The sequence below is a fragment of the Pseudomonas mucoides genome (genome assembly GCF_015461845.1).
GTDB lineage: Bacteria > Pseudomonadota > Gammaproteobacteria > Pseudomonadales > Pseudomonadaceae > Aquipseudomonas > Aquipseudomonas mucoides.
Genome location: NZ_JACOPW010000001.1, coordinates 1,114,010 through 1,139,439, shown reverse-complemented (window position 1 = coordinate 1,139,439; position 25,430 = coordinate 1,114,010). Strand labels below are relative to the sequence as shown.

The 25,430-nt window shown below is 60.2% G+C and carries 28 protein-coding genes and 1 riboswitch; of the genes, 20 read left to right on the top strand and 8 right to left on the bottom strand.

What is annotated here, in order from left to right:
* Window positions 1-6: 6 nt before the first annotated feature.
* Genes H8F22_RS05375 through purM form a run of 3 tightly spaced genes read right to left on the bottom strand, consistent with a single transcriptional unit; the run spans window position 7 to window position 2,437 of the window.
* Window positions 7-720 carry a DUF3108 domain-containing protein gene (locus tag H8F22_RS05375; protein WP_027922430.1) on the bottom strand — a complete coding sequence of 238 codons (714 nt, stop codon included), beginning with the start codon at window positions 718-720 and terminating at the stop codon, window positions 7-9.
* An 8-nt stretch (window positions 721-728) separates the two neighbouring features.
* Complete coding sequence (gene purN, locus H8F22_RS05370; protein ID WP_027922431.1) at window positions 729-1,379, bottom strand: phosphoribosylglycinamide formyltransferase; 651 nt, start codon at window positions 1,377-1,379, stop codon at window positions 729-731.
* Window positions 1,379-2,437, bottom strand: coding sequence for a phosphoribosylformylglycinamidine cyclo-ligase (gene purM, locus H8F22_RS05365; RefSeq protein WP_027922432.1), 1,059 nt, complete (start codon window positions 2,435-2,437; stop codon window positions 1,379-1,381). The genes purN and purM overlap by 1 nt, the downstream gene beginning before the upstream one ends.
* Window positions 2,438-2,819: 382 nt before the next feature.
* Between purM and H8F22_RS05360 the strand changes: the two genes are divergently transcribed.
* From H8F22_RS05360 to H8F22_RS05340, 5 genes are all read left to right on the top strand, one after another.
* Window positions 2,820-3,881, top strand: a complete 1,062-nt coding sequence (locus H8F22_RS05360; RefSeq protein ID WP_027922433.1) for a DUF2066 domain-containing protein — start codon at window positions 2,820-2,822, stop codon at window positions 3,879-3,881.
* A 38-nt stretch (window positions 3,882-3,919) separates the two neighbouring features.
* Complete coding sequence (locus H8F22_RS05355; RefSeq protein WP_027922434.1) at window positions 3,920-4,993, top strand: AI-2E family transporter; 1,074 nt, start codon at window positions 3,920-3,922, stop codon at window positions 4,991-4,993.
* Window positions 4,994-5,223: 230 nt separating this feature from the next.
* The gene (gene hda, locus H8F22_RS05350) at window positions 5,224-5,928 is read left to right on the top strand and encodes a DnaA regulatory inactivator Hda (RefSeq protein ID WP_010456804.1); all 705 of its coding nucleotides are present in this window, start codon (window positions 5,224-5,226) and stop codon (window positions 5,926-5,928) included.
* A 214-nt stretch (window positions 5,929-6,142) separates the two neighbouring features.
* Entirely contained in the window at window positions 6,143-6,769 is a 627-nt protein-coding gene (locus H8F22_RS05345) for a C40 family peptidase (protein ID WP_027922435.1), read from the top strand.
* Window positions 6,770-6,934: 165 nt separating this feature from the next.
* A complete protein-coding gene (locus tag H8F22_RS05340) occupies window positions 6,935-7,471 on the top strand; it encodes a C40 family peptidase (RefSeq protein WP_027922436.1) in 537 nt (178 codons plus the stop codon).
* A gap of 107 nt (window positions 7,472-7,578) precedes the next feature.
* Here H8F22_RS05340 and H8F22_RS05335 read toward each other — a convergent pair whose 3' ends face one another.
* Both H8F22_RS05335 and H8F22_RS05330 read right to left on the bottom strand, forming a co-directional pair.
* On the bottom strand, window positions 7,579-8,892 hold the full coding sequence (locus tag H8F22_RS05335; protein WP_194939821.1) for a PQQ-dependent sugar dehydrogenase: 1,314 nt from the start codon (window positions 8,890-8,892) through the stop codon (window positions 7,579-7,581).
* A 68-nt stretch (window positions 8,893-8,960) separates the two neighbouring features.
* The gene (locus H8F22_RS05330) at window positions 8,961-9,545 is read right to left on the bottom strand and encodes a hypothetical protein (RefSeq protein WP_027922438.1); all 585 of its coding nucleotides are present in this window, start codon (window positions 9,543-9,545) and stop codon (window positions 8,961-8,963) included.
* Between the two features lie 155 nt (window positions 9,546-9,700).
* A riboswitch (cobalamin riboswitch) is annotated at window positions 9,701-9,934 on the top strand.
* A gap of 81 nt (window positions 9,935-10,015) precedes the next feature.
* Here H8F22_RS05330 and cobO point away from each other — a divergent pair.
* The 14 genes from cobO (at window position 10,016) to H8F22_RS05265 (ending at window position 21,577) form a co-directional block, all read left to right on the top strand.
* Window positions 10,016-10,627, top strand: a complete 612-nt coding sequence (gene cobO / locus H8F22_RS05325; RefSeq protein WP_194939820.1) for a cob(I)yrinic acid a,c-diamide adenosyltransferase — start codon at window positions 10,016-10,018, stop codon at window positions 10,625-10,627.
* Window positions 10,624-12,006 (top strand): cobyrinate a,c-diamide synthase, encoded by a 1,383-nt coding sequence (locus H8F22_RS05320; protein ID WP_194939819.1) that lies wholly within the window; start codon window positions 10,624-10,626, stop codon window positions 12,004-12,006. The genes cobO and H8F22_RS05320 overlap by 4 nt, the downstream gene beginning before the upstream one ends.
* Window positions 12,003-12,653, top strand: a complete 651-nt coding sequence (gene bluB, locus H8F22_RS05315; protein WP_194939818.1) for a 5,6-dimethylbenzimidazole synthase — start codon at window positions 12,003-12,005, stop codon at window positions 12,651-12,653. Before H8F22_RS05320 ends, bluB begins: the two co-directional genes overlap by 4 nt.
* Window positions 12,650-13,558, top strand: a complete 909-nt coding sequence (gene cbiB, locus H8F22_RS05310) for an adenosylcobinamide-phosphate synthase CbiB (RefSeq protein ID WP_027922442.1) — start codon at window positions 12,650-12,652, stop codon at window positions 13,556-13,558. The genes bluB and cbiB overlap by 4 nt, the downstream gene beginning before the upstream one ends.
* The gene (gene cobD / locus H8F22_RS05305; protein WP_194939817.1) at window positions 13,551-14,543 is read left to right on the top strand and encodes a threonine-phosphate decarboxylase CobD; all 993 of its coding nucleotides are present in this window, start codon (window positions 13,551-13,553) and stop codon (window positions 14,541-14,543) included. The genes cbiB and cobD overlap by 8 nt, the downstream gene beginning before the upstream one ends.
* Window positions 14,540-15,991: a cobyric acid synthase gene (locus tag H8F22_RS05300; protein WP_194939816.1), complete on the top strand. Its 1,452-nt coding sequence runs from the start codon at window positions 14,540-14,542 to the stop codon at window positions 15,989-15,991. Before cobD ends, H8F22_RS05300 begins: the two co-directional genes overlap by 4 nt.
* Window positions 15,992-16,138: 147 nt before the next feature.
* Window positions 16,139-16,660, top strand: coding sequence for a bifunctional adenosylcobinamide kinase/adenosylcobinamide-phosphate guanylyltransferase (gene cobU, locus H8F22_RS05295; RefSeq protein ID WP_027922445.1), 522 nt, complete (start codon window positions 16,139-16,141; stop codon window positions 16,658-16,660).
* Window positions 16,657-17,712 (top strand): nicotinate-nucleotide--dimethylbenzimidazole phosphoribosyltransferase, encoded by a 1,056-nt coding sequence (gene cobT / locus H8F22_RS05290; RefSeq protein WP_027922446.1) that lies wholly within the window; start codon window positions 16,657-16,659, stop codon window positions 17,710-17,712. The genes cobU and cobT overlap by 4 nt, the downstream gene beginning before the upstream one ends.
* Window positions 17,709-18,284 (top strand): alpha-ribazole phosphatase family protein, encoded by a 576-nt coding sequence (gene cobC / locus H8F22_RS05285; RefSeq protein WP_027922447.1) that lies wholly within the window; start codon window positions 17,709-17,711, stop codon window positions 18,282-18,284. Before cobT ends, cobC begins: the two co-directional genes overlap by 4 nt.
* Window positions 18,285-18,286: 2 nt before the next feature.
* The gene (locus H8F22_RS05280) at window positions 18,287-19,018 is read left to right on the top strand and encodes an adenosylcobinamide-GDP ribazoletransferase (RefSeq protein WP_059181354.1); all 732 of its coding nucleotides are present in this window, start codon (window positions 18,287-18,289) and stop codon (window positions 19,016-19,018) included.
* 169 nt (window positions 19,019-19,187) lie between these two features.
* Window positions 19,188-19,592, top strand: coding sequence for a MarR family winged helix-turn-helix transcriptional regulator (locus H8F22_RS05275; protein WP_027922449.1), 405 nt, complete (start codon window positions 19,188-19,190; stop codon window positions 19,590-19,592).
* A gap of 53 nt (window positions 19,593-19,645) precedes the next feature.
* Complete coding sequence (locus H8F22_RS05270; RefSeq protein ID WP_027922450.1) at window positions 19,646-20,854, top strand: MFS transporter; 1,209 nt, start codon at window positions 19,646-19,648, stop codon at window positions 20,852-20,854.
* Window positions 20,851-20,973, top strand: a complete 123-nt coding sequence (locus tag H8F22_RS32860; protein WP_007977581.1) for a hypothetical protein — start codon at window positions 20,851-20,853, stop codon at window positions 20,971-20,973. The genes H8F22_RS05270 and H8F22_RS32860 overlap by 4 nt, the downstream gene beginning before the upstream one ends.
* 55 nt (window positions 20,974-21,028) lie before the next feature.
* On the top strand, window positions 21,029-21,577 hold the full coding sequence (locus H8F22_RS05265) for a glutathione peroxidase (RefSeq protein WP_027922451.1): 549 nt from the start codon (window positions 21,029-21,031) through the stop codon (window positions 21,575-21,577).
* Window positions 21,578-21,667: 90 nt separating this feature from the next.
* On the opposite strand, the gene H8F22_RS05260 is transcribed toward H8F22_RS05265, so the two are convergent.
* The 3 genes from H8F22_RS05260 to H8F22_RS05250 all read right to left on the bottom strand — a co-directional run bounded on the left by H8F22_RS05260 (window position 21,668) and on the right by H8F22_RS05250 (window position 24,069).
* A complete protein-coding gene (locus H8F22_RS05260) occupies window positions 21,668-22,939 on the bottom strand; it encodes an OmpP1/FadL family transporter (protein WP_027922452.1) in 1,272 nt (423 codons plus the stop codon).
* A 146-nt stretch (window positions 22,940-23,085) separates the two neighbouring features.
* Entirely contained in the window at window positions 23,086-23,568 is a 483-nt protein-coding gene (locus H8F22_RS05255) for a hypothetical protein (RefSeq protein WP_027922453.1), read from the bottom strand.
* A gap of 276 nt (window positions 23,569-23,844) precedes the next feature.
* Entirely contained in the window at window positions 23,845-24,069 is a 225-nt protein-coding gene (locus H8F22_RS05250) for a hypothetical protein (protein ID WP_019407963.1), read from the bottom strand.
* Between the two features lie 951 nt (window positions 24,070-25,020).
* On the opposite strand from H8F22_RS05250, the gene H8F22_RS05245 reads away from it, so the two are divergent.
* Complete coding sequence (locus H8F22_RS05245) at window positions 25,021-25,344, top strand: SEL1-like repeat protein (RefSeq protein WP_081743915.1); 324 nt, start codon at window positions 25,021-25,023, stop codon at window positions 25,342-25,344.
* Window positions 25,345-25,430 lie beyond the last annotated feature (86 nt).

Below are 25,430 nucleotides of genomic sequence, written 5' to 3'. Positions count from 1 at the left end.
CGCGGATCAGCTGCCTTTGACAGACTTACCGTTGACCGTACCGTCGAGGAGCATGATGTTGTACTCCTTGCCGTCGGTCTCAACCTGTTGCAGGCGGACCAGCAGGTAATCCCAGTCCTTGGCGAACCACAGGACGGTGATGCGCTTGCTTTGTGTCGGGTCGCGCACGCGCTCGACCTTGATCGCATCGATCTGACCGGCCTTGGTGTCGACTTTTTCCGAACCCAGTACGCGGAAGTCATAGGTATCGACTTCACCACCGTCGACAACCTGATAGCTCATGCTTTTTTTGCCAGCGGCAACGTCGTGTTGCAGGGCCAGTTGATACGTGGACTTGTCGACCATGCCACGGTTCAGCGGCACTTTGACCGGGTCACCGCGATCGGTGCCAGTGACCATTTTGGTGGTCCAGTCGAAATCCAGATCAGCCTTTTTCGCTTTACCCAGGCCGCCACGTTCAAAGTGATAGGACTGAGGCAGCAGGGTGTCCTTGTCCAGGGTCAGGGTGCTTTCTTCAGTCAGGCTGGCAATCATCATCGATGCCTTGAAACTGAGTTTCCAGACGCCGTTGGCTTCCTTGGTCAGGCTGCGTTCAGCCGTGCCGCTCATGGGCAGCTGTTTCCAGTCGGCGGTGTAGCTGGCGGAGAAAGGTTGAAGTTCCGAAGCCTGTGCCAGAGGCAAGGCAAACAGAGCGCAAGCGAAGAGCAGGGCGCGACGCATAATATCTCCTAGTTTCGAATCAAGTGGCCGCTGGCCGCGAGTAACTTCCCATCCAGTAAAGCACCTTGTTCGCCGAGTGATAAACGACCTTCGGCAAACCAGCGTACAGCCAACGGGTAGATCAGGTGTTCCTGGGCATGGACTCGCTGCGCCAGACTCTGCGGCGAATCGTGCAACTCTACCGGTATTACTGCCTGTACGACCAGTGGTCCGCCATCGAGTTCCTCGGTGACAAAGTGCACGGAGCAGCCATGCTCGGTGTCACCGGCCTCCAGCGCGCGCTGATGAGTGTGTAACCCTTTGTATTTGGGTAGCAGCGACGGGTGGATATTGAGCAGGCGACCGGCGTAATGGCGCACGAAATCAGCGCTGAGAATGCGCATGAAACCGGCCAGTACCACGAGTTTGGGATTGAAGGCGTCGATCAGTTCGATCAGCGCAGCATCAAAGGCCTCGCGGCCTTCGAAAGCCTTGTGATCCAGGGAGCGGGTGTCGATACCCGCGTCCCTGGCGCGTTGCAGGCCGTAGGCGTCGGCACGGTTGGAAATCACCGCAGCAATGCGGACCGGGCTGTCGCCGGTCCGCGTGCTGTCGATCAAGGCCTGCAAGTTACTGCCGGTGCCGGACAACAGCACCACGACATCACAGGTCTTTGACATCAGTGAGCCTTGAGGTTCTTCAGTTCAACCTGGGCCGCGCCTTCGGCAGCGGTGGCGATCTGACCGATGACCCAAGGCTGCTCGCCCGCTTCACGCAATACATTCAGCGCGGTTTCAACGTGCTCTTGAGCCACGCAGATAACCATGCCGACACCGCAGTTCAGCACGCGGTGCATTTCGTTTTCGTCGACGTTGCCTTTCTCTTGCAGCCAGTCGAACACGGCAGGGCGGTTCCAGCTTGCCACGTCAACCACGGCTTGGGCGCCTTTTGGCAGAACGCGCGGGATGTTGTCCAGCAGGCCACCACCGGTGATGTGAGCCATGGCCTTGACCGCGCCGGTGTCCTTGATCAGCTTGAGCAGCGGCTTCACGTAGATACGGGTCGGGGCCATCAGCAGGTCGGTCAGCGGTTTGCCGTCGAGCTGGATGTTTTCGATGTCGGCACCCGACACTTCGATGATCTTGCGGATCAGCGAGTAGCCGTTGGAGTGCGGGCCGGAAGACGGCAGGGCGAGCAGGGCATCGCCGGCAGCGACTTTCGAACCGTCGATGATTTCGGATTTTTCCACGACGCCAACGCAGAAGCCGGCCAGGTCGTAGTCTTCGCCTTCGTACATGCCAGGCATTTCAGCGGTTTCGCCGCCGACCAGGGAGCAGCCGGACAGTTCGCAGCCCGCGCCGATGCCGGTCACGACCTGGGTCGCGGTTTCGACGTTGAGCTTGCCGGTGGCGTAGTAGTCGAGGAAGAACAGCGGCTCGGCGCCGCAGACCACCAGGTCGTTCACGCACATGGCCACCAGGTCGATGCCGATGCTGTCGTGCTTGTTCAGGTTCAGGGCCAGGCGCAGCTTGGTGCCCACGCCGTCGGTGCCGGAAACCAGCACAGGCTGCTTGTAGCCAGCCGGGATTTCGCAGAGGGCGCCGAAACCGCCCAGGCCGCCCATGACTTCCGGGCGCGCAGTGCGCTTGGCGACGCTCTTGATGCGTTCGACCAATGCTTCACCGGCGTCGATGTCTACACCGGCGTCCTTGTAGCTCAGGGAGGGTTGCTTGCTCATGATCCAGGCCTTTAGGGGGGATTCAGGGGTAACGACCGAGTCCAGCGGGGACGCCGAATTCGACGGGGGCGATTGCCTCACGCGAAATTCGAGCCGCCCGGCTGTTGCCGGTCTGCGAAGGCGCGCGATTTTATCAGGCTTGAGGGGCAGCGGCCATCCTCACGCCGACGGCAGGGGCATATCCCATTAAAAAAATTGATATTGGCCGTGTTAGTGGCCTCTCGCATGGCTGTATAAGGTATTCCGATTAACCGTCTATCGTTATGACAGTGCGAAAACTTATCGCGGCCGTGTGAATGTTTTGCGCAGGGATGTGGTCACAGCCCTGTTCGATCGTCTTCATGCGGTCTGTTCCAGCCGCTCTTGTCGTCAGGAATCTTCCATGCGTTTTCTTTCTAAATTTTTGTGTCTGAGCTGTTTTTCCCTTTTCAGCCTCGCGAGCCATGCCGAGAACGTGAAAGGTCTTTATCAGGTGCGCGAGCCTGTCACCAGTCAGTCGACCGAGGAGCGTGATCAAGCGACCCAGCGGGCACTGGACACGCTGGTGCTGCGCCTGACCGGCGATCCGAAGGCCGCGCAGAGCCCGGGGTTGGCGGCCTTGCGCAAAGATCCTCAGCAGATCATCAGTCAGTACGGCTTTGATGCCGGGCCGCCGGAAGTGTTGAAAGTCGATTTCGACCCGGCCACCACCGAGCAGGCGCTGCGTCGGGCGGGGTTGTCGTTGTGGGGCGTGAATCGGCCGTCGATCCTTGGCTGGTGGTTGAACGACTCCACCGAAGGTTCGAGCCTGGTGGGTGATGGTCAGGCCAGCGCTGCGCCATTGCGTCGTGCGGCGCAGCATCGTGGTTTGCCGTTGCGCTTGCCGCTGGCGGATTTGAGCGAGCAATTGGTGGCGACCGCGCCGACGCTTGAAGGCACGGATGCGACGCCGCTGCACAATGCCTCGGAACGTTACAACGCTGACGCCTTGCTCGCGGTGCATGCCAAGGAAGAGGGCGGGCAGTGGCAGGCGAAGTGGAATTTGTGGCTGGGCGACAAGAAGGAAGCAGGCAGCGTGCAAGGCGCCGATCAGGCCGCTGTGGCCGATGCTGTGATGCTGGCGGTCAGCGAGCGACTGGCGCCGCGGTTCGTCGTCAAGGCCGGGGCTTCGGGCGAGCAATTGCTGGAAGTGCAGGGCATGAACCTGGAGCGCTACGCGGCGCTGGGGCGCTTGCTCGACCCATTTGGCGCGCGTCTGCAAAGTGTTGACGGTGATCGCATCCTTTATCGGGTGAACGGCAGCGCCGAGCAACTGCGCTCGCAGTTGTCTCTGGCCAAGTTGCAGGAAGTGCCGGCCGGTGAGGCGCCTGCGCCCGTCGCCCCGGTTCAGCCAGCGGCGCAAGGTTCGGCGCCTGTCGTAGCGCCGGCCGTGGCACCGACGCCGCAGTTGCGATTCCGCTGGTAGGGTTTTCTTTCTTTATATAGATGCATATGGAGTGGTACATGGCCGATACGCGCCGTTGGTTCTGGTTGGGTGGAGTGGTTCTGCTCTGCGCGTTTGTCTGGCTGTTGCATCCGATCCTGACGCCATTTCTGGTGGCGCTGCTGCTGGCCTATCTGTTCGATCCGCTGGTGGATCGGCTGGAGAAGGCCGGGCTTTCAAGGACGTGGGGCGTGGTGGCGGTGTTTGCGCTGTTCACCCTGATTTTCACCACGCTGATGCTGGTGTTGGTGCCGCTGCTGGCCAGGCAGTTGTTTCGTTTATATGAGCTGGCACCGCAGATGCTCGACTGGCTGCAGCACACCGCATTGCCGTGGGCACAATCGAAATTCGGGTTGTCCGAGGGCTTCTGGAAGTTCGACAAGCTCAAGGCCGCGATCAGTGAGCACATGGGCCAGACCAGCGACATTGTCGGTGTGGTGTTGAGTCAGGCCACGGCGTCCGGTCTTGCGTTGATTGGCTGGCTGGCGAATCTGGTGTTGATCCCGGTGGTGAGTTTTTACCTGTTGCGGGACTGGGACCTGATGATGGCGAAGATCCGCAGTCTGCTGCCACGTGATCGCGAAGAACGCGTGGTCGAGCTCGCTGGTGAATGTCATGAAGTGCTCGGTGCGTTTGTGCGTGGTCAATTACTGGTGATGGTGGCGCTGGGCGTGATCTACGCGTCGGGCCTGATGCTGGTCGGGTTGGAATTGGGACTGTTGATCGGCCTGATCGCCGGTTTGGCCGCGATCGTGCCGTACATGGGCTTCGTCATCGGGATAGGCGCGGCGCTGATTGCCGGTCTGTTCCAGTTCGGCGGCGACCTTTATCCAATGTTGGGCATTGTCGCGGTGTTCATGGTCGGGCAAGCCCTGGAGGGCATGGTGCTGACACCATTGTTGGTCGGAGACCGGATCGGCCTGCACCCGGTGGCGGTGATTTTCGCCATTCTCGCGGGCGGCGAGCTGTTCGGTTTCACCGGCGTGTTGCTGGCGTTGCCGGTGGCGGCCGTAATCATGGTGCTGGTGCGCCATGTGCATGATTTGTATAAAGATTCTGAGATGTACAGTGGTGAGGATGAACCGCAGTTGTAAGGTTCGTTGAAAGGTCGTCTCGGCCAACCCGGATCATTGCCGGGTTGGCCTGCATCCCTCGCATGACTGTCACATGCACCGCCAACAAAACTGTCATAAAACCAGTGCGTTAACGCAAACCTTTGATTTTGCTTGTGGTCTGTCGCATTGTGCGACCAGCGTCACGGGTATAAACTTCGCAAACTTTACACAGAGGCCACTAACGGTTCCTTTGGAACTGTTCAGTCAGCATGAAACCGATTCAGCTGCCCCTAGGTGTGCGTCTGCGTGACGACGCTACCTTTATCAATTACTACCCAGGCGCCAATGCCGCTGCACTCGGCTATGTCGAGCGGCTATGCGAAGCCGACGCCGGGTGGACCGAAAGCCTGATTTATCTCTGGGGCAAGGACGGGGTAGGGCGTACGCACTTGTTGCAAGCGGCCTGCCTGCGCTTCGAGCAGTTGGGGGAGCCGGCGGTTTACCTGCCATTGGCCGAACTGCTGGACCGTGGCATCTCGATTCTCGATAACCTCGAACAATACGAACTGGTCTGTCTGGATGATTTGCAGGCGGTTGCCGGTCGGGCGGATTGGGAAGAGGCGCTGTTCCATCTGTTCAATCGCCTGCGCGATAGCGGTCGGCGCCTGCTGATCGCCGCGTCGACCTCGCCGCGTGAACTGCCGGTGAAGCTGGCGGACTTGAAATCGCGCTTGACCCTGGCCCTGATCTTTCAGATGCGGCCGCTCTCCGACGAAGACAAATTACGTGCCTTGCAGTTGCGTGCGTCGCGTCGTGGCCTGCACCTGACCGATGAAGTCGGGCATTTTATTTTGACCCGCGGTACTCGCAGCATGAGTGCGCTGTTCGAGCTGCTTGAACGCCTCGATCAGGCCTCTCTTCAAGCTCAGCGCAAGCTGACCATTCCCTTCCTGAAAGAAACGCTGGGCTGGTAAAACCTAAGCCTGGCAGGGGTTTCGGCATATTTCAGGCGCCAGGAAATGCGCTTTCCTACAGGGTTGCAGGCGGCGCAAGCGTCTAAAGTGGGCTTAAGCGCTTAGATGTTAACGAGAAACCGATAAGTCACATAAAGTTCGATTGAATTTGCAAATGAGGATGATAGCGGGCATAGTCTCGACTTCTTTACAACTATCAGCCACGGTCGTGCCCATGCTAAAGCGCTTCGCACCCCTCGTGCCTCTCGCACTCGTCACCCTGTTGTTCGGTTGCGCTGCTCACTCTCCAGTGTCCCAGCAAGAGCAACAACAGCAGGTTAAAAATTCAGTTACCGCGCAATCCTCTTCCGTTCTTTTCCAGGAAGAGCTGGCCACCGATAAAGAACTGGCTGACTTCGCCGACGGCAAGTCGTACCAGCTTCCGGTTCTGGCCGACAGCATCCTCGAACGTGGCATGTCCCTGATCGGTACCCGTTACCGTTTCGGCGGTACCTCTGAAGCCGGTTTCGATTGCAGCGGCTTCATCGGTTATCTGTTCCGTGAAGAGGCGGGCATGAACCTGCCACGTTCCACTCGCGAAATGATCAACGTGGACGCACCTCTGGTAGCTCGCAGCGCGCTGAAGCCGGGCGACCTGCTGTTCTTCGCCACCAACGGTCGTCGTGGTCGCGTCAGTCACGCCGGGATCTACCTGGGTGACAACCAGTTCATCCACTCCAGCAGCCGCAAAAGCGGTGGTGTCCGGGTCGATAGCCTGGGCGACAGCTACTGGAGCAAAACCTTCATCGAGGCCAAGCGCGCTCTTGCAATGGCCCCGACTGTGGTCACCGCTCGCAAGTAAACCTACAACTTGTAAGGTGAAGTTAAAGTCTTACTTGAACTTTGCCGCATAGCCGCTAGAATCCAGATCTAATATTGATGGCAAACCGCCTGCGTCCAACGCAGGCGGTTTTCTTTTCTGTCTTCCTGGCAGAAAAAGCCGCAGCCAGATCAGGATGTTCTGCTTATGACGATGTCGGCCCGCCTCGCACTCATGTTCTTCGCAGCGCTGCTCAGTGCCTGCGCCAGCCGCACACCGCCTCCTGCGCCGGTGGTTCGCGCGCCCATCGTCTTTGGTTCTTCTCAAGCATTCTCGCCCGAAGCGGAAGAGGTATTGTTCCGTGCGTTGGGGCTCGTGGGCACACCTTACCGCTGGGGCGGCAATACCCCCGATTCGGGGTTCGATTGCAGTGGGCTGATCGGTTACGTTTATCGGGATGCCGCCGGCATTTCCCTGCCGCGCACCACGCGCGAAATGATCAGCATGCAAGCGGCCAACGTGGGCAAGGAAGGTTTGCAAACCGGTGACCTGATTTTCTTCGCCACCAATGGCGGCTCTCAGGTCAGCCATGCCGGGATTTACGTCGGCGAAGGGCGCTTCGTTCATGCCCCAGCCACGGGCGGCACGGTGAAGCTCGACAGTCTGTCCAAGGCTTATTGGCAGAAGGCGTACCTGAGCGCCAAGCGCGTTCTGCAGCCTGAGCACCTGGCGCGTAACCCCTGACACACCGCTGTACCTGCTCGCGATAGCGGTGAGTCAGCCAACATCAGCGTGACAGATCCAACGCTATCGCGAGCAGGCTCGCTCCTGCGGGGGATTGGGGGTTGCGGTTATTGGGTTGCAGACACGCGCCACACCTTGTTCCCTACATCATCCGCCACCAGCAAGCCTCCCTGCTGATCAATCACCACGCCCACTGGACGGCCCATGGCGTCCTCGTCCTTATTGAGGAATCCCGTCAGCACATCCACCGGTTGCCCGGTCGGTTTGCCACCCGAGAACGGCACGAAAATCACCTTATAGCCACTATGCGGATTGCGATTCCACGAGCCGTGCTGGCCAATGAAGGCGCCTTCCTTGAATTGCGCGGGCAAGGTGTTGCCTTCAGCGAACGTCAGGCCCAGCGAGGCGGTGTGCGGGCCGACCGCGTAGTCCGGTGCAATGGCCTTGGCCACCAGGTCCGGGTTTTGCGGTTCGACGCGAATGTCGACGTGCTGGCCGTAATAGCTGAATGGCCAGCCGTAGAACGCGCCATCCTTGACCGAAGTAATGTAGTCCGGCACCAGGTCGCTGCCGATCTCGTCCCGCTCGTTGACTGCGGTCCACAGCGCGCCGCTGCGAGGCTCCCAAGCCAGGCCGTTGGGGTTGCGAATGCCTGAGGCGAATATCCGGTGATTACCGGTGGCGCGGTCCACTTCCCAGATCGCCGCGCGGCCTTCTTCCTTGTCTAGGCCGTTTTCACCGACGTTGCTGTTTGAGCCCACCGTGACGTACAGCTTGCTGCCGTCCTTGCTGGCGATGACGTTTTTGGTCCAGTGATGATTCAGCGTGCCCCCCGGCAGATCGACCACCTTGATCGGCGGCGACTTGATCGCGGTGTCACCGCTTTCATAGTGAAAGCGCAACAAGCGGTCGGTGTCGGCCACGTACAGGTCACTGCCGACCAGCGTCATGCCGAATGGTGAATTGAGATTTTCCAGGAACACCGTGCGGGTTTCGGCGATGCCGTCATGGTCCTTGTCTCGCAGCAGCGTGATGCGATTCGGGCTGGGGACGGCGGCGCCGGCGCGGCCCATGGTTTTCTTCATGACCCAGCCACGAATCCCTTTGCCGTCATCGGGTTTGGCTGGCGCGTTGGTTTCGGCCACCAGCACGTCACCGTTGGGCAGCACGTAGAGCCAGCGCGGGTGATCGAGGTCTTCAGCGAAGGCCGCCACTTGGGTGCCTGCGGCAGCGGTGGGTTTCGCGCCGGCCGGCCAGCCGACCGCCGGGGCGATGTTCACCGTCGGGATCAGGGTTTTATTCGGTTCGGGCAATTTGGGTGACGGGCCGGTGCCGTCGGAGACTTGCAGGCTGGAGGTATCACCACAGGCGGCAAGCCCTCCGGCGAGCACGATGACGAGAACGAGCGGGGGTTTGCGCATGCTGGTCTTCCCTATGAATGCAGTGTCTTAATTCATAGAGAAGATAAACAGAGCGATGGTTCAACCGGTCAGCCGCGAGCTTCCTTGAGCAGCACCGCAATGCCGGGGTGATAGTTGCCGGCTTCATTGCGCAATTTGCGGTAGGCGTAAGGGAAGTACCAGGCCACGGCGCAGCAGTGTTCCTTTTGCAGGTCGTCGACCATGTCCTGAAGTTCTTCTGGGGTCGCGCTCTGCTGGGCTTTTTGCGGAGCCACGAACAGGCAGCCGAGTTTCAGGTCGCTGGCGTAGCTGATGCGTTTGGCATCGCTGGTGATGTCTTGCAGCGCCTGGGTCAGGTTCAGGCTGTTGACCTTGGGCCAGCGTTGAGTGGCCTGAAAGTAGGCGCGCTCTTCAGCAGTCGCAATAAACAGATCGGCACGGGCATTGCGCTCGCCTTCTTCGTTCTGTTTACGCGTCGTTGTATTTTGCAGAGTGACCATTTCCGCCATCCACGCAGCGGCATTGAGCAGGCCAAGGTTAGCCTTTTCGTCATGCCAGTAAGGCGCTTCGTTATCGCCGCGAACCGAGTTGTAGCGGTCGATACAGTCAAACCAGCGTTCCAGCACCGGTCGCAGGAATTCCAGCTTCGGATTGCTGATAATCATGCCTTGCATGTTGCTCACCCTTGTAATTGTGTTGTTGGGTTTGTGGCTCTTTGATATCACTGCTGACCGTGTGGTGCAAGATTGGCGTCAGTAAATTGAGCGGCGGCAGTATATCGCTCGCCGGGGCTTTGTCTTCATTTGACGCTCCACCCCCAACCCTCTAACCTTCGCGGCTTGTTTCAGGTGCTCTGTGGCAGTGGCCGACAGAGTGAAACAGGGAAGCCGGTGAGTGACTATCGTCAAGCGACGAAGCGTCACGATCCCGGCGCTGCCCCCGCAACGGTAAATGAGTGAAGACTGCGCCTTGAGCCACTGTGTCTGTTGTCGACATGGGAAGGCGCGCAGTCCGGCCAAAGCCGCTCATGAGCCCGGAGACCGGCCTGATTCATCCAGCGGCATCACGGTGGGCGATGCCAGGCTTCTTGCCGTCTATTCTTGTGCCTGCCCGCCGTTATCCAGCCTCAACGGAGAGCTCCCCCATGACCGATACCCCAGATCGTGACGAACGCCATTTGGCGCGCATGCAGCGCAAAAAAGCCGTGATCGACGAACGCATTGCCAATTCCCCGAACGAGTGCGGCTTGCTGCTGGTGCTGACTGGCAACGGCAAAGGCAAAAGCAGTTCGGCGTTCGGCATGCTCGCCCGCTCCATGGGCCACGGCATGCAGTGCGGTGTGGTGCAGTTCATCAAGGGCCGTAACAGCACCGGCGAAGAGCTGTTCTTCCGTCGCTTCCCGGAGCAAGTGCGCTTCCATGTCATGGGCGAGGGCTTCACCTGGGAAACCCAGGACCGCCAGCGTGACATTGCCGCCGCCGAAGCCGCTTGGGCGGTGTCCCGTGAATTGCTCGGCGATCCGTCCATCGGCCTGGTGGTGCTGGATGAACTGAACATTGCGCTCAAACACGGCTACCTCGACCTCGATCAAGTGCTCAGCGATTTGCAGGCACGTCCGCCGATGCAGCACGTGGTGGTGACCGGTCGTGGCGCCAAACCGGAAATGATCGAGCTCGCCGACACCGTCACCGAAATGGGTGTGATCAAGCACGCGTTCCAGGCCGGGATCAAAGCGCAAAAAGGCGTCGAGCTGTGAGTCAACCTCGTCATTGCCCGGCGGTACTGATTGCCGCGCCGGCCTCCGGTCAGGGCAAGACCACCGTCACCGCCGCGCTGGCCCGTTTGCATCGCAATCAGGGGCGCAAGGTGCGCGTATTCAAATGCGGCCCGGACTTTCTCGACCCGATGATTCTCGAACGCGCCAGCGGTGCGCCGGTGTATCAACTGGACATGTGGATGGTCGGCGAGCAGGAAAGTCGTCGACTGTTGTGGGAAGCCGCCGCTGAAGCCGACTTGATCCTCATCGAAGGCGTCATGGGCTTGTTCGACGGCACGCCGTCCAGCGCCGACCTGGCGCGGCACTTTGGTGTGCCGGTGCTCGCGGTGATCGACGGCACCGCCATGGCGCAGACCTTTGGTGCGTTGGCATTGGGCCTGGCGAAGTATCAGCCGGACTTGCCGTTTGCCGGCGTGTTGGCCAATCGCGTCGGCACGTTGCGTCATGCGCAACTGCTTGAAGGCAGCCTCACCGAAGGCTTGCGCTGGTACGGCGCGTTGTCGCGGGAAACCGGGATCGAATTGCCGAGCCGTCATCTGGGCCTGGTTCAGGCCAGTGAGCTGAATGACCTCGATCTGCGCCTGGATGCGGCGGCCGATGCGTTGGCCAACAGTTGCGAGGTGGCGCTACCACCTGCGGTGGAATTTGCCGCCCCGGATGTGATCCCTGCCGAGCCGTTGCTCGCGGGTGTACGAATTGCCGTGGCCCGTGATGAAGCGTTTGCGTTCACCTACGGCGCGAGCCTGGATTTACTGCGAGCCATGGGCGCCGAGTTGCGGTTTTTCTCGCCGATTCGTGACCGCCAATTACCCGAGGCGGACAGCCTGTATCTGCCGGGCGGTTATCCGGAGTTGCACCATGTTGCACTGTCGCAGAACACCCCGATGCTCGACGCGATCCGCGCGCATCATGCGGCCGGTAAACCGCTGTTGGCCGAGTGTGGCGGCATGTTGTATTTGCTCGACTCGCTGACCGATGTCGACGGCACTCGTGCCGAACTGGTGGGCTTGCTGAAGGGCGATGCGGTGATGCAAAAGCGTCTGGCCGCGTTGGCGTTGCAAGCAGTGGAATTGCCGGAAGGTTCGTTGCGTGGCCATACGTATCACCATTCGCTGACCAGTACCGAGCTCGAGCCGATTGCGCGTGGCCTGAGCCCGAATGGCGGGCGCGGGGCGGAGGCGGTTTATCGTGAGGGGCGGATGACGGCTTCTTATGTGCACTTTTATTTTCCGTCCAATCCATCGGCGGTTGCCGCGCTGTTCGTGCCTGATCATCAGGACGCCATCGCGAGCAGGCCCACTCCTGCATTGGATTACCTCAACCCTGTGGGAGCGAGCTTGCTCGCGAAGAGGCCATGACTGACAACGCATTCTCCGAAGCCGAACGCGCAGCGGTCTACCGCGCCATCGGCGAGCGCCGCGACATGCGTCACTTCAGCGGCGACACGGTCGAGCCCGAGCTGTTGCGACGCCTGCTCGAAGCCGCGCACCAGGCGCCTAGCGTCGGCCTGATGCAGCCCTGGCGTTTCATTCGCATCAGCGACCGAGCCCTGCGCGGCAAGATCCAGTCGCTGGTGGAAGAGGAACGCATCCGCACCGCCGAAGCCCTCGGCGAGCGCACCGACGAATTCATGAAGCTCAAGGTCGAAGGCATCAACGACTGCGCCGAGGTGCTGGTCGCCGCGCTGATGGATGATCGCGAGCGTCACATCTTCGGCCGTCGCACTTTGCCGGAGATGGACATGGCCTCGTTGTCCTGCGCGATCCAGAACCTCTGGCTGGCCTCCCGCGCCGAAGGTCTGGGCATGGGCTGGGTGTCGCTGTTCGAGCCGCAAGCGCTGGCGGACCTGCTGGGTTTGCCGGCCGGGGCCAAACCGTTGGCGGTACTTTGCCTGGGCCCGGTCAAGGAATTCTATCCGGCGCCGATGCTGGTACTCGAAGGCTGGGCGCAAGCGCGTCCACTCAGTGAGTTGCTGTACGAAAATTATTGGGGAGTGAGTCAATGAGTGTGGCGTTATTGAGTGTCGCCGCCGTGGCGCTGGACGCGCTGCTGGGTGAACCCAAACGCTGGCATCCGCTGGTGGCGTTCGGTCGTTTTGCCGAGCGCATCGAGCAACGTTTCAATGGGGAAGGTCGCGGCTGGCGCAGCCATGGCGTCACCGCGTGGGTGATGGCGGTGGTGCCGCTGACCTTGCTCGCCACGGCATTGTCCTGGGCGCCTTATGTCGGTTGGGTTGTCGAGATCCTCGCGCTGTACTGCGCCCTCGGCATGCGCAGCCTCGGCGAACACATCGAGCCGGTGGCCAAGGCGCTGCGCAGTGATGACCTGGACGAGGCGCGCAAGCGTGTCGGTTATCTGGTCAGTCGCCAGACCAGCGAACTGGATAAAACCGAAGTCGCCCGCGCGGCCACCGAGTCGGTGCTGGAGAACGGCAGCGATGCCGTGTTCGCCGCACTGTTCTGGTTTGCCGTGGCCGGCGCGCCCGGCGTGGTGCTCTACCGATTGAGCAACACGTTGGATGCGATGTGGGGTTATCGCAACGAACGCTTCGAACGCTTCGGCTGGGCCGCGGCGAAGATCGACGACGTCCTCAATTACATTCCTGCACGGCTGGTGGCGTTGACTTACGCGCTGTTGGGGAAAACCCGGCTGGCGTTGAAATGCTGGCGGACCCAAGGCCCGACCTGGGACAGCCCGAATGCCGGCCCGGTGATGGCGGCAGGCGCCGGTGCATTAGGCGTCGAGTTGGGCGGGGCGGCGATTTATCACGGCGAGCTGCATCAGCGTCCGCAACTGGGCGAAGGTGTGCCGGCGGATGCCGACTCCATTGATCGCGGCTGGCAATTGGTCCAGCGCGGGGTATGGTTATGGTTGCTGATTCTCTGCGTGGGGGCTGAATTCTATGCTTGAGCACGGTGGCCGGTTGCGCAAGGCGGCGCTCGAATACGGCATTGCAGAAGCCGATTGGCTCGACCTGTCCAGCGGCCTGGCGCCCTGGCCATTTCCGGTCCCGGACATCCCGCTGCGCGCCTGGGCACGCTTGCCGGAAACCGATGACGGCCTGGAGCAGGTGGCCTGCGACTATTACAGCGCTGCACAAGTGCTGCCGGTGGCCGGTTCGCAAATGGCCATCCAGTTGCTGCCGCGTTTGCGCCGTGCCGGCAAGGTCGGCGTGCTGTCGCCGTGTTATGCCGAGCACGCCGAAGCCTGGCGGCGCTGCGGCTATATCGTGCGTGAAGTGCTGGAGCAGGAAGTCGACTTCTTTATCGACAGCCTCGACGTGCTGGTGGTGGTCAACCCGAACAACCCGACCGGCCTGAGCCTGACCCCGAGTCGGCTGCTCGACTGGCACACTCGCCTGGCCTCGCGTGGCGGCTGGCTGGTGGTGGACGAGGCGTTCATGGACAACACGCCGCAGTTGAGTGTGGCGCCGTTTACCCATCTGGTCGGCTTGATTGTGTTGCGTTCGTTCGGCAAGTTTTTTGGTCTGGCCGGCGTACGGCTGGGTTTCGTGCTGGCGGAGCGCAAGCTGCTCAAACTGCTCGCCGAGCAAGTCGGGCCGTGGGCGGTCAGTGGGCCGACCCGAGTGATTGGTCGGACCTGCCTGCTGGACACCGAAGGTCACGTCCGCCAACGTCAGCGCAGTGAAGAGGCCAGCGAACGTCTGGCGCGGCTGCTGGAGCAGTTCGGGTTCAAGCCGCAGGGCGGATGTGCCTTGTTCCAGTGGTTGATCACCGATCAAGCCGAGCAGTTGCATGAGTTCATGGCCCGTCAGGGCATCTTGTTGCGCTTGTTCCCACACAACAGCAGCCTGCGTTTGGGTCTGCCCGCTGACGAAGCGGACTGGACTCGCCTGGCGCAAGCCTTTGAAGCCAATGCCAAGGAAGCCCAATGACCACGTTAATGGTGCAGGGCACCACGTCCGATGCCGGCAAAAGCACGCTGGTGACGGCGCTGTGTCGCTGGGTGGTGCGCCAGGGCGTAAACGTCGTGCCGTTCAAACCGCAGAACATGGCGCTCAACAGCGCGGTGACGGCCGATGGTGGTGAGATCGGTCGTGCGCAAGCCGTGCAGGCCCAGGCCGCCAACCTTGAACCGCACACCGACATGAACCCGGTGCTGCTCAAACCCAACAGCGACACCGGCGCCCAAGTGATCATTCACGGGCGCGCGGTCACGACCATGAACGCGGTTGCCTATCACGACTACAAAACCATCGCCATGCAAGCGGTGCTGGCCTCTCACGAACGCTTGAGCGCGGCGTATCCGGTGGTGATGGTCGAAGGCGCGGGCTCACCCGCCGAGATCAATCTGCGGGCCGGCGATATCGCCAACATGGGCTTTGCCGAAGCGGTGGATTGCCCGGTGGTATTGATCGCCGACATCAATCGCGGCGGGGTGTTCGCGCATCTGGTGGGCACGCTGGAGTTGCTGTCGCCGACGGAGCAGGCGCGGATCAAGGGCTTCATCATCAATCGTTTTCGCGGCGATATCGCCTTGCTTCAACCCGGTCTCGACTGGCTCGAAGAGCGCACCGGCAAACCGGTGATCGGTGTCCTGCCGTATGTGATGGATCTGCATCTTGAGGCTGAGGATGGCATCGATCAGCGCCAGACTGACAAGGCCGACCAGGTACTGAAAGTCGTGGTGCCGGTGCTTCCGCGCATCAGCAACCACACCGATTTCGATCCGCTGCGTTTGCATCCGCAAGTCGATCTGCAGTTCATCGGTCCCGGCCAGGCGATCCCGCCGGCCGACCTGATCATCCTGCCCGGCTCGAAGAGCGTACGCAGCGACCTCGCGTATTTGCGGGCCAATGGCTGGGATTCGGCGATCAGTCGTCATCTGCGCTACGGCGGCAAAGTCCTCGGGATTTGCGGTGGTTTGCAAATGCTCGGCGAGCACGTACACGACCCGCTGGGCCTGGAAGGCGCACCGGGCTCAAGCGCTGGTCTGGGGTTGCTGGCGTTTGAAACGCAGCTCGAAGAAGAGAAGCAACTGCGCAATGTGCGCGGTCGTCTGGCATTGGAAGATGCGGCTGTCAGCGGCTACGAAATTCATGCCGGCGTGACCACCGGGCCGGCGTTGGAAAACGCCGCTGTGCAGTTGGACGATGGTCGCTGCGATGGCGCGCAAAGTGTGGATGGGCAGATTTTCGGCACGTACCTGCATGGCTTGTTTGAATCGCCGTCGGCGTGCAGTGCGTTGCTGCGCTGGGCGGGGTTGCAGAATGTGCAGGAGGTCGATTACCACGCATTGCGCGAGCGGGATATCGAACGGTTGGCGGATCTGGTGGAGAAACATCTGGATACCGGGCTGCTGCGTCAACTCTGCGGGATTTGAGGTGGCTTAGAGGCCGCCATCGCGGGCAAGCCCACTCCCACAGGGGCCGTATTTGTGCCCAAGACTGTGAACAGTCCCGATCCTTGTGGGAGCGGGCTTGCCCACGATGAGGCAGTCGCCACGCCGACAATTAAAAGGTAATGAACCATGCTCCAACTGATCCTCGGCGGCGCCCGCTCCGGCAAAAGTCGACTCGCCGAAAAACTCGCCACCGACAGCCAGCTGGCCGTGACCTACATCGCCACCAGCCAACCGCTGGACGGCGAAATGAACGACCGCGTCGCCCATCATCGCGCCCGTCGTCCCGTCGAGTGGGGATTGATCGAAGAACCGATTGAGCTCGCCCGCGTCCTGCGCGCAACCGCCAGTGCCAATCGTTGCCTGCTGGTGGATTGCCTGACGCTGTGGATGACCAATCTGCTGATGCTCGACGATACCGAACGCCTCAACGCTGAACGTGAAGCCCTACTGGACTGCCTGGCCGCGTTGCCGGGTGAAATCATTTTTGTCAGCAACGAAACCGGAATGGGTGTCGTGCCGCTGGGCGAATTGACTCGCCGCTACGTCGATGAAGCCGGTTGGCTGCATCAAGCCCTGGCCGAGCGCTGCCAACGCGTCGTCCTGACCGTCGCCGGCCTGCCCCTGACTCTGAAAGGAACTGCGTTATGACTCAATCCTGGTGGCTGAACCCGTGCAAGCCGATCGATGCGCAAGCCGTCGAACAGGCGCAGGCGCGTCAACAGCAACTGACCAAACCCGCCGGCTCCCTCGGTCGACTGGAATCGGTGGCGGTGCAATTGGCCGGGTTGCAGGGGCAGGTCAAGCCGAGCCTGGACCATCTGTGGATCGCGATTTTTGCCGGTGACCATGGTGTCGTGGCTGAAGGCGTGTCGGCGTTTCCTCAGGAAGTCACCGGGCAGATGTTGCACAACTTCGTCACTGGCGGCGCAGCGATCAGCGTGTTGGCGCGGCAGTTGGGCGCCTCCCTGGAAGTGGTGGATCTGGGCACGGTGACCCCGACCTTGAATCTACCCGGTGTGCGTCACTTGAACGTTGGCCCCGGCACGACGAATTTCGTCAAAGGCCCGGCCATGACGACGGCCCAGGGCGAACTCGCCTTGCAGGCTGGTCGCGACAGTGTGCAGCGTGCCATCGCCGTCGGGGCGCAGTTGTACATCGGTGGCGAAATGGGCATCGGCAACACCACCGCCGCCAGTGCATTGGCCTGTGCCTTGCTCGATTGTCCGGTGGTGCATCTGGCCGGGCCGGGCACCGGTCTGGATGTGTCGGGTGTGAGCCACAAGGCTCGGGTCATCGAGCGCGCGTTGGCGCTGCACGGTGTTCAGCGCGAGGACGCGTTGCAGACGTTGTTCAATCTGGGTGGTTTTGAAATTGCTGCGCTGGTGGGGGCCTATCTGGCGTGTGCGCAAGAAGGCGTGGCGGTGCTGGTCGACGGGTTTATTTGCAGCGTCGCGGCAGTGGTGGCGGTGCGCTTGAATCCTGAATGCCGTGCCTGGCTGCTGTTCGGCCATCGCGGTGCCGAGCCGGGTCATCGTCATGTGCTGGAAACCCTGAACGCGGAACCGTTGCTGGACCTTGGTTTACGACTGGGCGAGGGCAGCGGTGCCGCATTGGCCGTGCCGTTGTTGCGTCTGGCCTGCGACCTTCACGGGCAGATGGCAACCTTCGCCGAAGCGGCGGTTGCGGACCGTCCGGCATGACGTTGCACTTGGACCTGTTGCGTCATGGCGAGACCGAGCTCGGTGGCGGATTGCGTGGCAGTCTCGATGACGCGCTGACCGAAAAAGGCTGGGCGCAGATGCGCGCGGCGGTGATCGAGCAGGGGCCGTGGGATCGATTGGTCAGTTCGCCGTTGCAGCGTTGTGCGCGTTTCGCTGAAGAGCTCGGTGTGCAACTGGGTTTGCCGGTGCAGTTGGACAAAGACCTGCAAGAACTGCACTTCGGTGCCTGGGAAGGGCAGAGCGCAGCGGCGCTGATGGACACCGATGCCGAGGCATTGGGGCTGTTCTGGGCTGATCCCTATTCGTTTACGCCGCCGGGCGGCGAGCGGGTGGCCGACTTTTCCGTTCGGGTACGGGCGGCCATTGAGCGACTGGTTATTGCTTACGCGGGCGAGCGGGTCCTGTTGATCAGCCATGGTGGGGTCATGCGTTTATTGCTGGCTCAAGCGCGGGGGATGCCGCGTGAGCAGTTGCTCAATGTTGAAGTCGGTCATGGGTCGTTGTTTTCATTGCGTGTCGAACCCGGTGTCATTCTCAAGGAAGCGATTTGACCATGCTGCCATTCTGGATCGCCCTGCAATTTCTGAGCAGTCTGCCGATTCGCCTGCCCGGCATGCCGGCGCCTCAGGAGCTGGGCCGGTCGCTGCTGTTTTATCCGCTGGTGGGGCTGCTGTTCGGCGCGATTCTGTGGGCGCTGAATGGGTTTTTACTGGGAACGCCGTTGTTATTGCATACGGCGTTGTTGCTGACGGTTTGGGTCTTGCTCAGCGGCGGGTTGCACCTGGACGGTCTGGCCGATAGCGCCGACGCGTGGCTCGGTGGTTTTGGTGATCGGGAACGCACGCTGACGATCATGAAAGACCCGCGCAGCGGGCCGATTGCCGTGGTGACGCTGGTGTTGGTGTTGTTGCTGAAATTCGCGGCGTTGTTGGCGTTGATCGAGCAGCAGCACGGTATTGTCCTGATCATCGTTCCGTTGATTGGCCGCAGCGCGATGCTGGGCTTGTTCCTGACCACGCCGTATGTGCGTGCAGGCGGGCTGGGGCAGGCGTTGGCGGATCATCTGCCGCGATTGGCGGGTCAGCAGGTGTTGGCGGTCAGTGCGGTGGCGTGTGTGCTGATTGCGGGGCTCAGCGGTGTTTGGGCGGTGGTGCTGGCGGCAGTGGTTTTTGTGTGGTTGCGCCAGGTGATGGTGCGTCGATTGGGCGGGACGACGGGGGACACGGCCGGGGCATTGCTGGAATTGCTGGAGATGGTGGTGCTGGTAGGATTGGCGTTGATCTGATGGCTTTTGTGCAGGATGTGCTGGCCTCTTCGCAAGCAGGCTCACTCCTACAGTTGATCGCATTCCGCTGTAGGAGCGAGCCTGCTCACGATAGCGGTCTTTCAAGCACTGCCATTTCTATATCTATCCATAACTTGATTTAACACAACCGCGGGTATATACACGCACCATGCTCGACTCCCAATGTTTATGTATCAATCTGCGTCGCGCCGCACGTGGCGTCAGCAGGCATTACGACGGCGCTCTCGACGGCTTCGGGATCAACGTTGCCCAGTATTCTTTGCTGTGCAATTTGCAGCGCCTGGATCAACCGAGTATTTCCACCCTCGCCGAAGCCATGGGCCTGGACCGCAGCACCCTCGGACGCAATTTGCGCGTGCTGGAGGGGGAGGGGCTGGTGAAGCTGGTCGAGGGCGAGGACATGCGCAATCGCATTGTCCGCCTGACCGAGGCCGGTGCCGAGCGCTTGGCAGCGGCCCTGCCGGCCTGGGAAGCGGCTCAACAACGGTTGATTGACCGACTGGGCGCCGAAAAACGCGAAACCTTGTTGCGACTGCTGGACGAACTGGCCTGAAGCCGGTTTTTCCGATCTTAAGCGGGTATATACCCGCTACCGGAGAATAAGAAATGACATCGATGTGGCGTACGTGCGGTTGGGTGTTGGTGGGGAGTGCGCTGATCCTCGCGTTGTCGTTGGGCGTGCGCCACGGCTTCGGACTGTTTCTGGCGCCGATGAGTGCCGAGTTCGGCTGGGGGCGTGAGACCTTTGCGTTTGCCATCGCCTTGCAGAATCTGATCTGGGGCCTGGCGCAGCCCTTCACCGGCGCACTGGCCGATCGCTTCGGCGCGGCGAAAGTGGTGCTGGTCGGTGGTGTGCTGTATGCGCTGGGCCTGGCGTTCATGGGACTGTCAGATTCCGCCGTGACGTTGTCGTTGAGCGCCGGCCTGTTGATCGGCATCGGTCTGTCCGGCACTTCGTTCTCGGTGATCCTCGGAGTGGTCGGCCGTGCGGTGCCACCGGAGAAGCGCAGCATGGGCATGGGCATCGCCAGTGCGGCCGGCTCGTTCGGCCAGTTCGCGATGCTGCCGGGCACGTTGGGCTTGATCGGTTGGCTCGGCTGGTCCGCCGCGTTGCTGGTGCTGGGCCTGTTGGTGGCGTTGATCGTGCCGCTGGTGAGCATGCTCAAGGACAAACCGCTGCCGACGCTCGGTCACGAACAAACCCTCTCCGAAGCGCTGCGCGAAGCCTGCTCCCATTCGGGGTTCTGGCTGTTGGCGTTCGGCTTTTTCGTCTGCGGTTTCCAAGTGGTATTCATCGGCGTGCATTTGCCGGCGTATCTGGTGGATCAACACCTTCCGGCCACGGTCGGCACCACGGTGCTGGCGCTGATCGGGTTGTTCAACATCTTCGGCACGTACACCGCCGGATGGCTTGGCGGACGCATGTCCAAACCGCGTTTGCTCACCGGTTTGTACCTGTTGCGGGCGGTGGTGATCGCGCTGTTCCTGTGGGCCCCGGTCACGACGACCACGGCCTACCTGTTCGGTATGGCCATGGGGTTCTTATGGCTGTCGACCGTACCGCTGACCAACGGCACCGTGGCGACCCTGTTCGGTGTGCGCAACCTGTCCATGCTCGGCGGGATTGTGTTCCTGTTTCATCAGCTCGGTTCGTTTCTTGGCGGCTGGCTGGGCGGGGTGGTGTATGACCGGACCGGGAGCTATGACTTGATCTGGCAAGTGGCAATTCTCTTGAGCCTGTTGGCTGCTGCCCTGAACTGGCCGGTGCGTGAGCGGCCGGTGGCGCGCCTGCAAACACAGATGAGTGCGATATGAACAGTCTTTGGCCGCGAATCGCTGTAGCCGCTGTCTGCGCCTTGCTGCTGGCATTGTCATGGTGGGGCTGGCATCAGGGCGGTCTGGCGCTGATGCAATTGGGCATGGGTGCTTGCTAGGGAGCGGCGGGGGCGAGTAACTTCGTTTTTGACGACTTCTCAAGGATGCACCGACATGCTGATGCGCTGGATTGCAGTCCCCGCGTTGCTGATGGCAATGACCGGACTGGCTCAGGCTGAGTGCCCTGAACTGTTACAAGGCTCATTGCAAAAACTGCGGGCCAAGGAATCGATCGACCTGTGCCAACGGTTCGAAGGTAAACCGCTGGTAGTGGTCAATACCGCGAGCCACTGCGGTTTCGCCCCGCAGTTCAAAAGCCTTGAGGCGCTCAATCAGCGTTTCAAGGAAGAGGGGCTGGAGGTGATTGGCGTTCCGTCGAACGATTTCAAGCAAGAATCCAAGGACACCGCCGAGACGGCCAAGGTCTGTTACGTGAATTACGGCGTGACCTTCACCATGACCGAACCGCAAGCAGTGCGAGGTGAGGACGCGACGCACCTGTTCAAGGTCCTGGCCGCGCAGAGCAGCGCACCGAAGTGGAATTTCTACAAATACGTGGTCGATCGCAAAGGCCAGGTGATCGCCAGTTTCTCCAGCCTGACCAAACCCGATGATCCCGAGTTCATTGCCTCGGTGCAGAAAGCCCTGGCTTCCCAACCCTGATTCGCGCCCACCAAAAAGCCCCGCCTCTGTATAAGAGAGCGGGGCTTTTTTTGATTCAGCAGGCGAGCGGTTCAGCCTCGCCTTGAATCATCAGAAGCGGTAGGTCGCGCCGACACCGAAACCGTTCGCCCAGTTTTCATACTTGGCGTTGTAGGTTTGGCCACGGTCGTTGACGTTGTTGACCTTGACCGACTCTTCGTGCAGGTACGAATACGCCACGTCGATGGTCAGGTCGTCTGTCGGGCTCCAGCCAGCGCCCAGGCTGAAAATCTTGCGATCGCCAGTCGGGATGCGTGGGGAACGGTCGGCGTTGTTGGTCGGCGCCTGGTCAAAGGACAAACCGGTACGCAGTACCCATTCCTTGTTCAACTGGTAAGACGCGCCGATGGCGTGAGCCCAGGTGTCGTGCCAGTTCTGTTCTTCGGTGATGGTACCGAACTGACCGTTCAGTACGGCCGGAACACCTTTGCTTTCGACGGTGATGTCTTTCAGGCGGCTCCAGCGAGTCCAGGTACTGCCTGCGTAAAGAGTCCACTTGTCGTCGAGCTGGTGAGTGACCGAGAAGTCCACCGATTCAGGCGTGGTCAGGTCTAGCGACGCGTCGTATTTCTGGCTTGGGTTCTGGCCGATCAGGCCCAGCACGTTGTAGTTGACCTTGGTGTCGCCGTCGAGCTTGTACTTCACTTTCGAGTGGTAGGTCAGGCCGACGCGGGTGCTGTCGGTGGCTTGAACCAGTACGCCGATGTTGTAGCCCAGCGCGGTGTCGTCACCCTTGATCTTGACCTTGCCGTCTGGCGCGGCCTGGGTGATCGACAGGTTCGATTCCAGGGTGCCGTCGATGCGGTTGATGGTCGGGCCGAAACCGATGGACACCTTGTCGTTGAAGGCGTAGCTGACAGTCGGTTGCAGGGTGACGATCTTAACTTCGCTCTTGCTGCCGAAGTAACGACCGGCAAAGCCGTTTTCGTAGTCGGTTACCAGACCGAACGGTGCGTACACACCGATACCGAATGCCCAGTGGTCATCGATTGGCTTGACGTAGTAGCCCATCGGCACGCCCATGAAAGGGACCATGTCACCTTTGTTGGTGCCGCCATTCGGGCTGGAGCTGGCGTTGCTGATGTCAGTGTGTGCGTCGATGAATGCAACACCGCCGGTCACTTGTTCGCGCTTGATGCGGGACATACCGGCAGGGTTACCAACAATAGTGGATGCGTCGTCGGCAGAAGAAGATCGCCCGGCAAAACCTGTTCCCATCCCGCTGATGCTTTGTTCGTTAAGGGCAAAGCCACTTGCAAAGAGCTGGGTGGATGCCAGGGTAACGGCGAGGCTAAGGGTGGTTTTGAGCATTACTTTTTTCATTATTAGAACTCCTGGTGATCACCGGGGCGAAAATTACCAACATTTTCGTCCCAGCGCTATAGGCTGTATGGCTTGAGTTAGAGCGGTTTTGTAGGACAATCCGACCAGGTTCGCGGTCGGATGCACGAACTTGTGAAACCGATGGGTCAGCAGGCGACCTGATTCAGCGGTGAAACACAGGTTTGCCAGGCGCAAGTGAAGTCGCGCAGGCGTCCTTGAGGCTGAAAGGTCTGGCGCCAGATTCGGGCCATGCCCAACACATCATCGGCGGCGGGGAGGGGCGTGTTTTGTTCTTCGACCAGCAGCCAGGCAATGGCGGTGGCGTAACGCAGGTTAACGGTCAATTCCAGATGCGGCCCACTGAGAAACGCATGTTGGCTGGCCAGGCCGCGGACGAGACTTGCCCGTTCCGGGTCCAGCGCCAGATAGTGATCCCAGAGTGCCTGGTGGCGGGGTTCGGCGATTCGGTACAGGCCGTGTCCACGGCGGTCATGCAGGGCGGAACCAAGGGCTGACTGACTGGCGGCGATGCCCAGCAGCAAGGATTCGGCAGTTGCGCTATGGCGTCCCAGGTAGATCAAGGTCGGACGAATCACATAACGGCACAGTTCGCTGGCAGCGATACCCATAAAGCCCTCGAAACACGAAGTGGGCGGCGATACCTGAAGGGGGCCTTGGCAGCGGTGGATCGAATCAGGCTCGCCGGAAGCGGATCAAGCCGCTTGAGTTGAAGTGTAGTGTCATATTCGCGCTGTAAAGGACTGTTTTTAAAATATTTCCAGCTTCGAGTTATAACCGTTATATCGCTTTGTGCTTAACGAGTTGCAGCGAAAAGGGAAATATCAGGCAATAAAAAGCCCCGCTTTTTGAGCAAGGGCTTTTGGTTTTTCAGTCTTACTGGCGTCTCAGGCAATCAATGCCTGGCGGGTACGCTCGATCACGGCCTGCAGCGGCTCTGCGCTGGAGTATTGATCGGGGTACAGGCGTTCGCTGTGACGAGCGATGCCGTGTTCGTTGACCAGAGTGAAACTGAAGCAGCCTTTGCGAGCCGCCATGATCAGGCAGTTCATTGGAGCAAAAGCGTTGGTTAGGGTGCGAATGGCATCCTGAGTGTGGATTTGAGTAGACATAGTGTTGGTGTTCCTACAAGCGACACGGATAAGAGCCGTGCAAAATTTAAACGTTCCAGTGACGACGACCACCATTGGTCGAACGAAGAACCCGACTGGAACAAAGCAGCCAGTTTGAAGCGCTGATAATTGGCGCGCTTGGGCTGGCAGGTAGGTACTTAGGAGGGCAGGCAACACATCAAGGGCAAAGGTTCTGGGCCCGGGGTGAAGATCCTGATCAATTTGCAGGCTGGTTCGGCCAGAGTAAGTGAGCTTCGCAACACCCTTCGCTTTGTTCGAAGGCTGTGTTGGCGCAAGGTTTACCTGGAAACCATCGAGGTGGTCGATCCTGTTTTGTCGGTGGAGGCTTCTCTTGAGGGAAGGCTGACCGCGAGGATTTGTTCGACCAGAATTGACTTTCAGCTTGGTACTAACGCCGCGGATAGTAACGGATTGAATTTTAGAATGGAAGTGTGTTAGCAAAAAAGATCGATGAGCCTGGCCAGCGCACCCCGCAATCGCTCACATTCCGACCGGTGGTGGCTGTCATTCATCGGCTCGCGAACTGCCTGGATCAAGGGTTTTGCCGATTTATCCCCAGAGGTCATGCAAAAACGCGCCGAAAAAGTGCATCCATATAACCGCCGCCAAGGTACTTGTGCACATAAGTTGCGCAGACTGTAACCCCACTGTCATCCAGGCCCCACCCGCAGTGGGTGCCTGTATTGAAAATTTAAGTCAATGAAAAACATCGCTTTTTTTTACTGGTGAAAAAATCGTCAGTTTGACTGCGAGCCCCATTCCACAGGGCTTTGCGCGAGTTCAAGGGCGGTTGTCCACTGAGTTATCCACAGCTTCTGTGGATTGTCCCGAGCGCTTGCTCTAGCACGGGCGTGCCGGGTTTTTTTAGGCTTTACCTGTAAGAAAAAAAGAGTACAGTTGCGCGCCTTCCGATCTGTCCCACAGTGCTTTATGAAGTTTCGCTCAGTATCAATCTCCGCTACCTCCACACCTTCACGTGTTACCCCACCCAAGCGTTTTTCGATGCGTGTCGCCGAATGGCTGCTGGACAGTCCGCGTCTTGGGGATAACCCCAACATCAAGCACTTCGCCGGGCGCTTGCTCAAGCAGCCTGCCCGTGAAGGCGTGGTGGCTGCGCAAAGCCGCCTCGGGCAATTGATGTGCCGTGAATGCGGCAATGCCCGTGATCGGCGCATTGGTCAGGACCTGCTGCGTCAGGCCGCGCGAGCAGGGGATACGCGGGCCCAGCAGGAACTGGGTCTGATTGAAGACTGAGCTGTCCAAGTCAGGTGGCCTTGGTTAACCTTCAAGCTTTATCTCATCGGCAGGAATCTTTATGGCTATGGACTTGACCAGCCTAT

What these genes read in the sequence shown, in the direction of transcription:
- H8F22_RS05375 (WP_027922430.1), bottom strand. Translation starts at nt 720, where the DNA reads ATGCGTCGCGCCCTGCTCTTCGCTTGCGCTCTGTTTGCCTTGCCTCTG.
- H8F22_RS05340 (WP_027922436.1), top strand. Translation starts at nt 6,935, where the DNA reads ATGACGATGTCGGCCCGCCTCGCACTCATGTTCTTCGCAGCGCTGCTC.
- H8F22_RS05345 (WP_027922435.1), top strand. Translation starts at nt 6,143, where the DNA reads ATGCTAAAGCGCTTCGCACCCCTCGTGCCTCTCGCACTCGTCACCCTG.
- H8F22_RS05275 (WP_027922449.1), top strand. Translation starts at nt 19,188, where the DNA reads ATGCTCGACTCCCAATGTTTATGTATCAATCTGCGTCGCGCCGCACGT.
- cobU (WP_027922445.1), top strand. Translation starts at nt 16,139, where the DNA reads ATGCTCCAACTGATCCTCGGCGGCGCCCGCTCCGGCAAAAGTCGACTC.
- cobC (WP_027922447.1), top strand. Translation starts at nt 17,709, where the DNA reads ATGACGTTGCACTTGGACCTGTTGCGTCATGGCGAGACCGAGCTCGGT.
- cobT (WP_027922446.1), top strand. Translation starts at nt 16,657, where the DNA reads ATGACTCAATCCTGGTGGCTGAACCCGTGCAAGCCGATCGATGCGCAA.
- H8F22_RS05355 (WP_027922434.1), top strand. Translation starts at nt 3,920, where the DNA reads ATGGCCGATACGCGCCGTTGGTTCTGGTTGGGTGGAGTGGTTCTGCTC.
- H8F22_RS05245 (WP_081743915.1), top strand. Translation starts at nt 25,021, where the DNA reads ATGAAGTTTCGCTCAGTATCAATCTCCGCTACCTCCACACCTTCACGT.
- bluB (WP_194939818.1), top strand. Translation starts at nt 12,003, where the DNA reads ATGACTGACAACGCATTCTCCGAAGCCGAACGCGCAGCGGTCTACCGC.
- H8F22_RS05330 (WP_027922438.1), bottom strand. Translation starts at nt 9,545, where the DNA reads ATGCAAGGCATGATTATCAGCAATCCGAAGCTGGAATTCCTGCGACCG.
- H8F22_RS05270 (WP_027922450.1), top strand. Translation starts at nt 19,646, where the DNA reads ATGACATCGATGTGGCGTACGTGCGGTTGGGTGTTGGTGGGGAGTGCG.
- purN (WP_027922431.1), bottom strand. Translation starts at nt 1,379, where the DNA reads ATGTCAAAGACCTGTGATGTCGTGGTGCTGTTGTCCGGCACCGGCAGT.
- H8F22_RS05300 (WP_194939816.1), top strand. Translation starts at nt 14,540, where the DNA reads ATGACCACGTTAATGGTGCAGGGCACCACGTCCGATGCCGGCAAAAGC.
- hda (WP_010456804.1), top strand. Translation starts at nt 5,224, where the DNA reads ATGAAACCGATTCAGCTGCCCCTAGGTGTGCGTCTGCGTGACGACGCT.
- purM (WP_027922432.1), bottom strand. Translation starts at nt 2,437, where the DNA reads ATGAGCAAGCAACCCTCCCTGAGCTACAAGGACGCCGGTGTAGACATC.
- cobD (WP_194939817.1), top strand. Translation starts at nt 13,551, where the DNA reads ATGCTTGAGCACGGTGGCCGGTTGCGCAAGGCGGCGCTCGAATACGGC.
- H8F22_RS05265 (WP_027922451.1), top strand. Translation starts at nt 21,029, where the DNA reads ATGCTGATGCGCTGGATTGCAGTCCCCGCGTTGCTGATGGCAATGACC.
- cbiB (WP_027922442.1), top strand. Translation starts at nt 12,650, where the DNA reads ATGAGTGTGGCGTTATTGAGTGTCGCCGCCGTGGCGCTGGACGCGCTG.
- H8F22_RS05280 (WP_059181354.1), top strand. Translation starts at nt 18,287, where the DNA reads ATGCTGCCATTCTGGATCGCCCTGCAATTTCTGAGCAGTCTGCCGATT.
- H8F22_RS05260 (WP_027922452.1), bottom strand. Translation starts at nt 22,939, where the DNA reads ATGAAAAAAGTAATGCTCAAAACCACCCTTAGCCTCGCCGTTACCCTG.
- H8F22_RS05250 (WP_019407963.1), bottom strand. Translation starts at nt 24,069, where the DNA reads ATGTCTACTCAAATCCACACTCAGGATGCCATTCGCACCCTAACCAAC.
- H8F22_RS05255 (WP_027922453.1), bottom strand. Translation starts at nt 23,568, where the DNA reads ATGGGTATCGCTGCCAGCGAACTGTGCCGTTATGTGATTCGTCCGACC.
- H8F22_RS32860 (WP_007977581.1), top strand. Translation starts at nt 20,851, where the DNA reads ATGAACAGTCTTTGGCCGCGAATCGCTGTAGCCGCTGTCTGCGCCTTG.
- H8F22_RS05335 (WP_194939821.1), bottom strand. Translation starts at nt 8,892, where the DNA reads ATGCGCAAACCCCCGCTCGTTCTCGTCATCGTGCTCGCCGGAGGGCTT.
- cobO (WP_194939820.1), top strand. Translation starts at nt 10,016, where the DNA reads ATGACCGATACCCCAGATCGTGACGAACGCCATTTGGCGCGCATGCAG.
- H8F22_RS05360 (WP_027922433.1), top strand. Translation starts at nt 2,820, where the DNA reads ATGCGTTTTCTTTCTAAATTTTTGTGTCTGAGCTGTTTTTCCCTTTTC.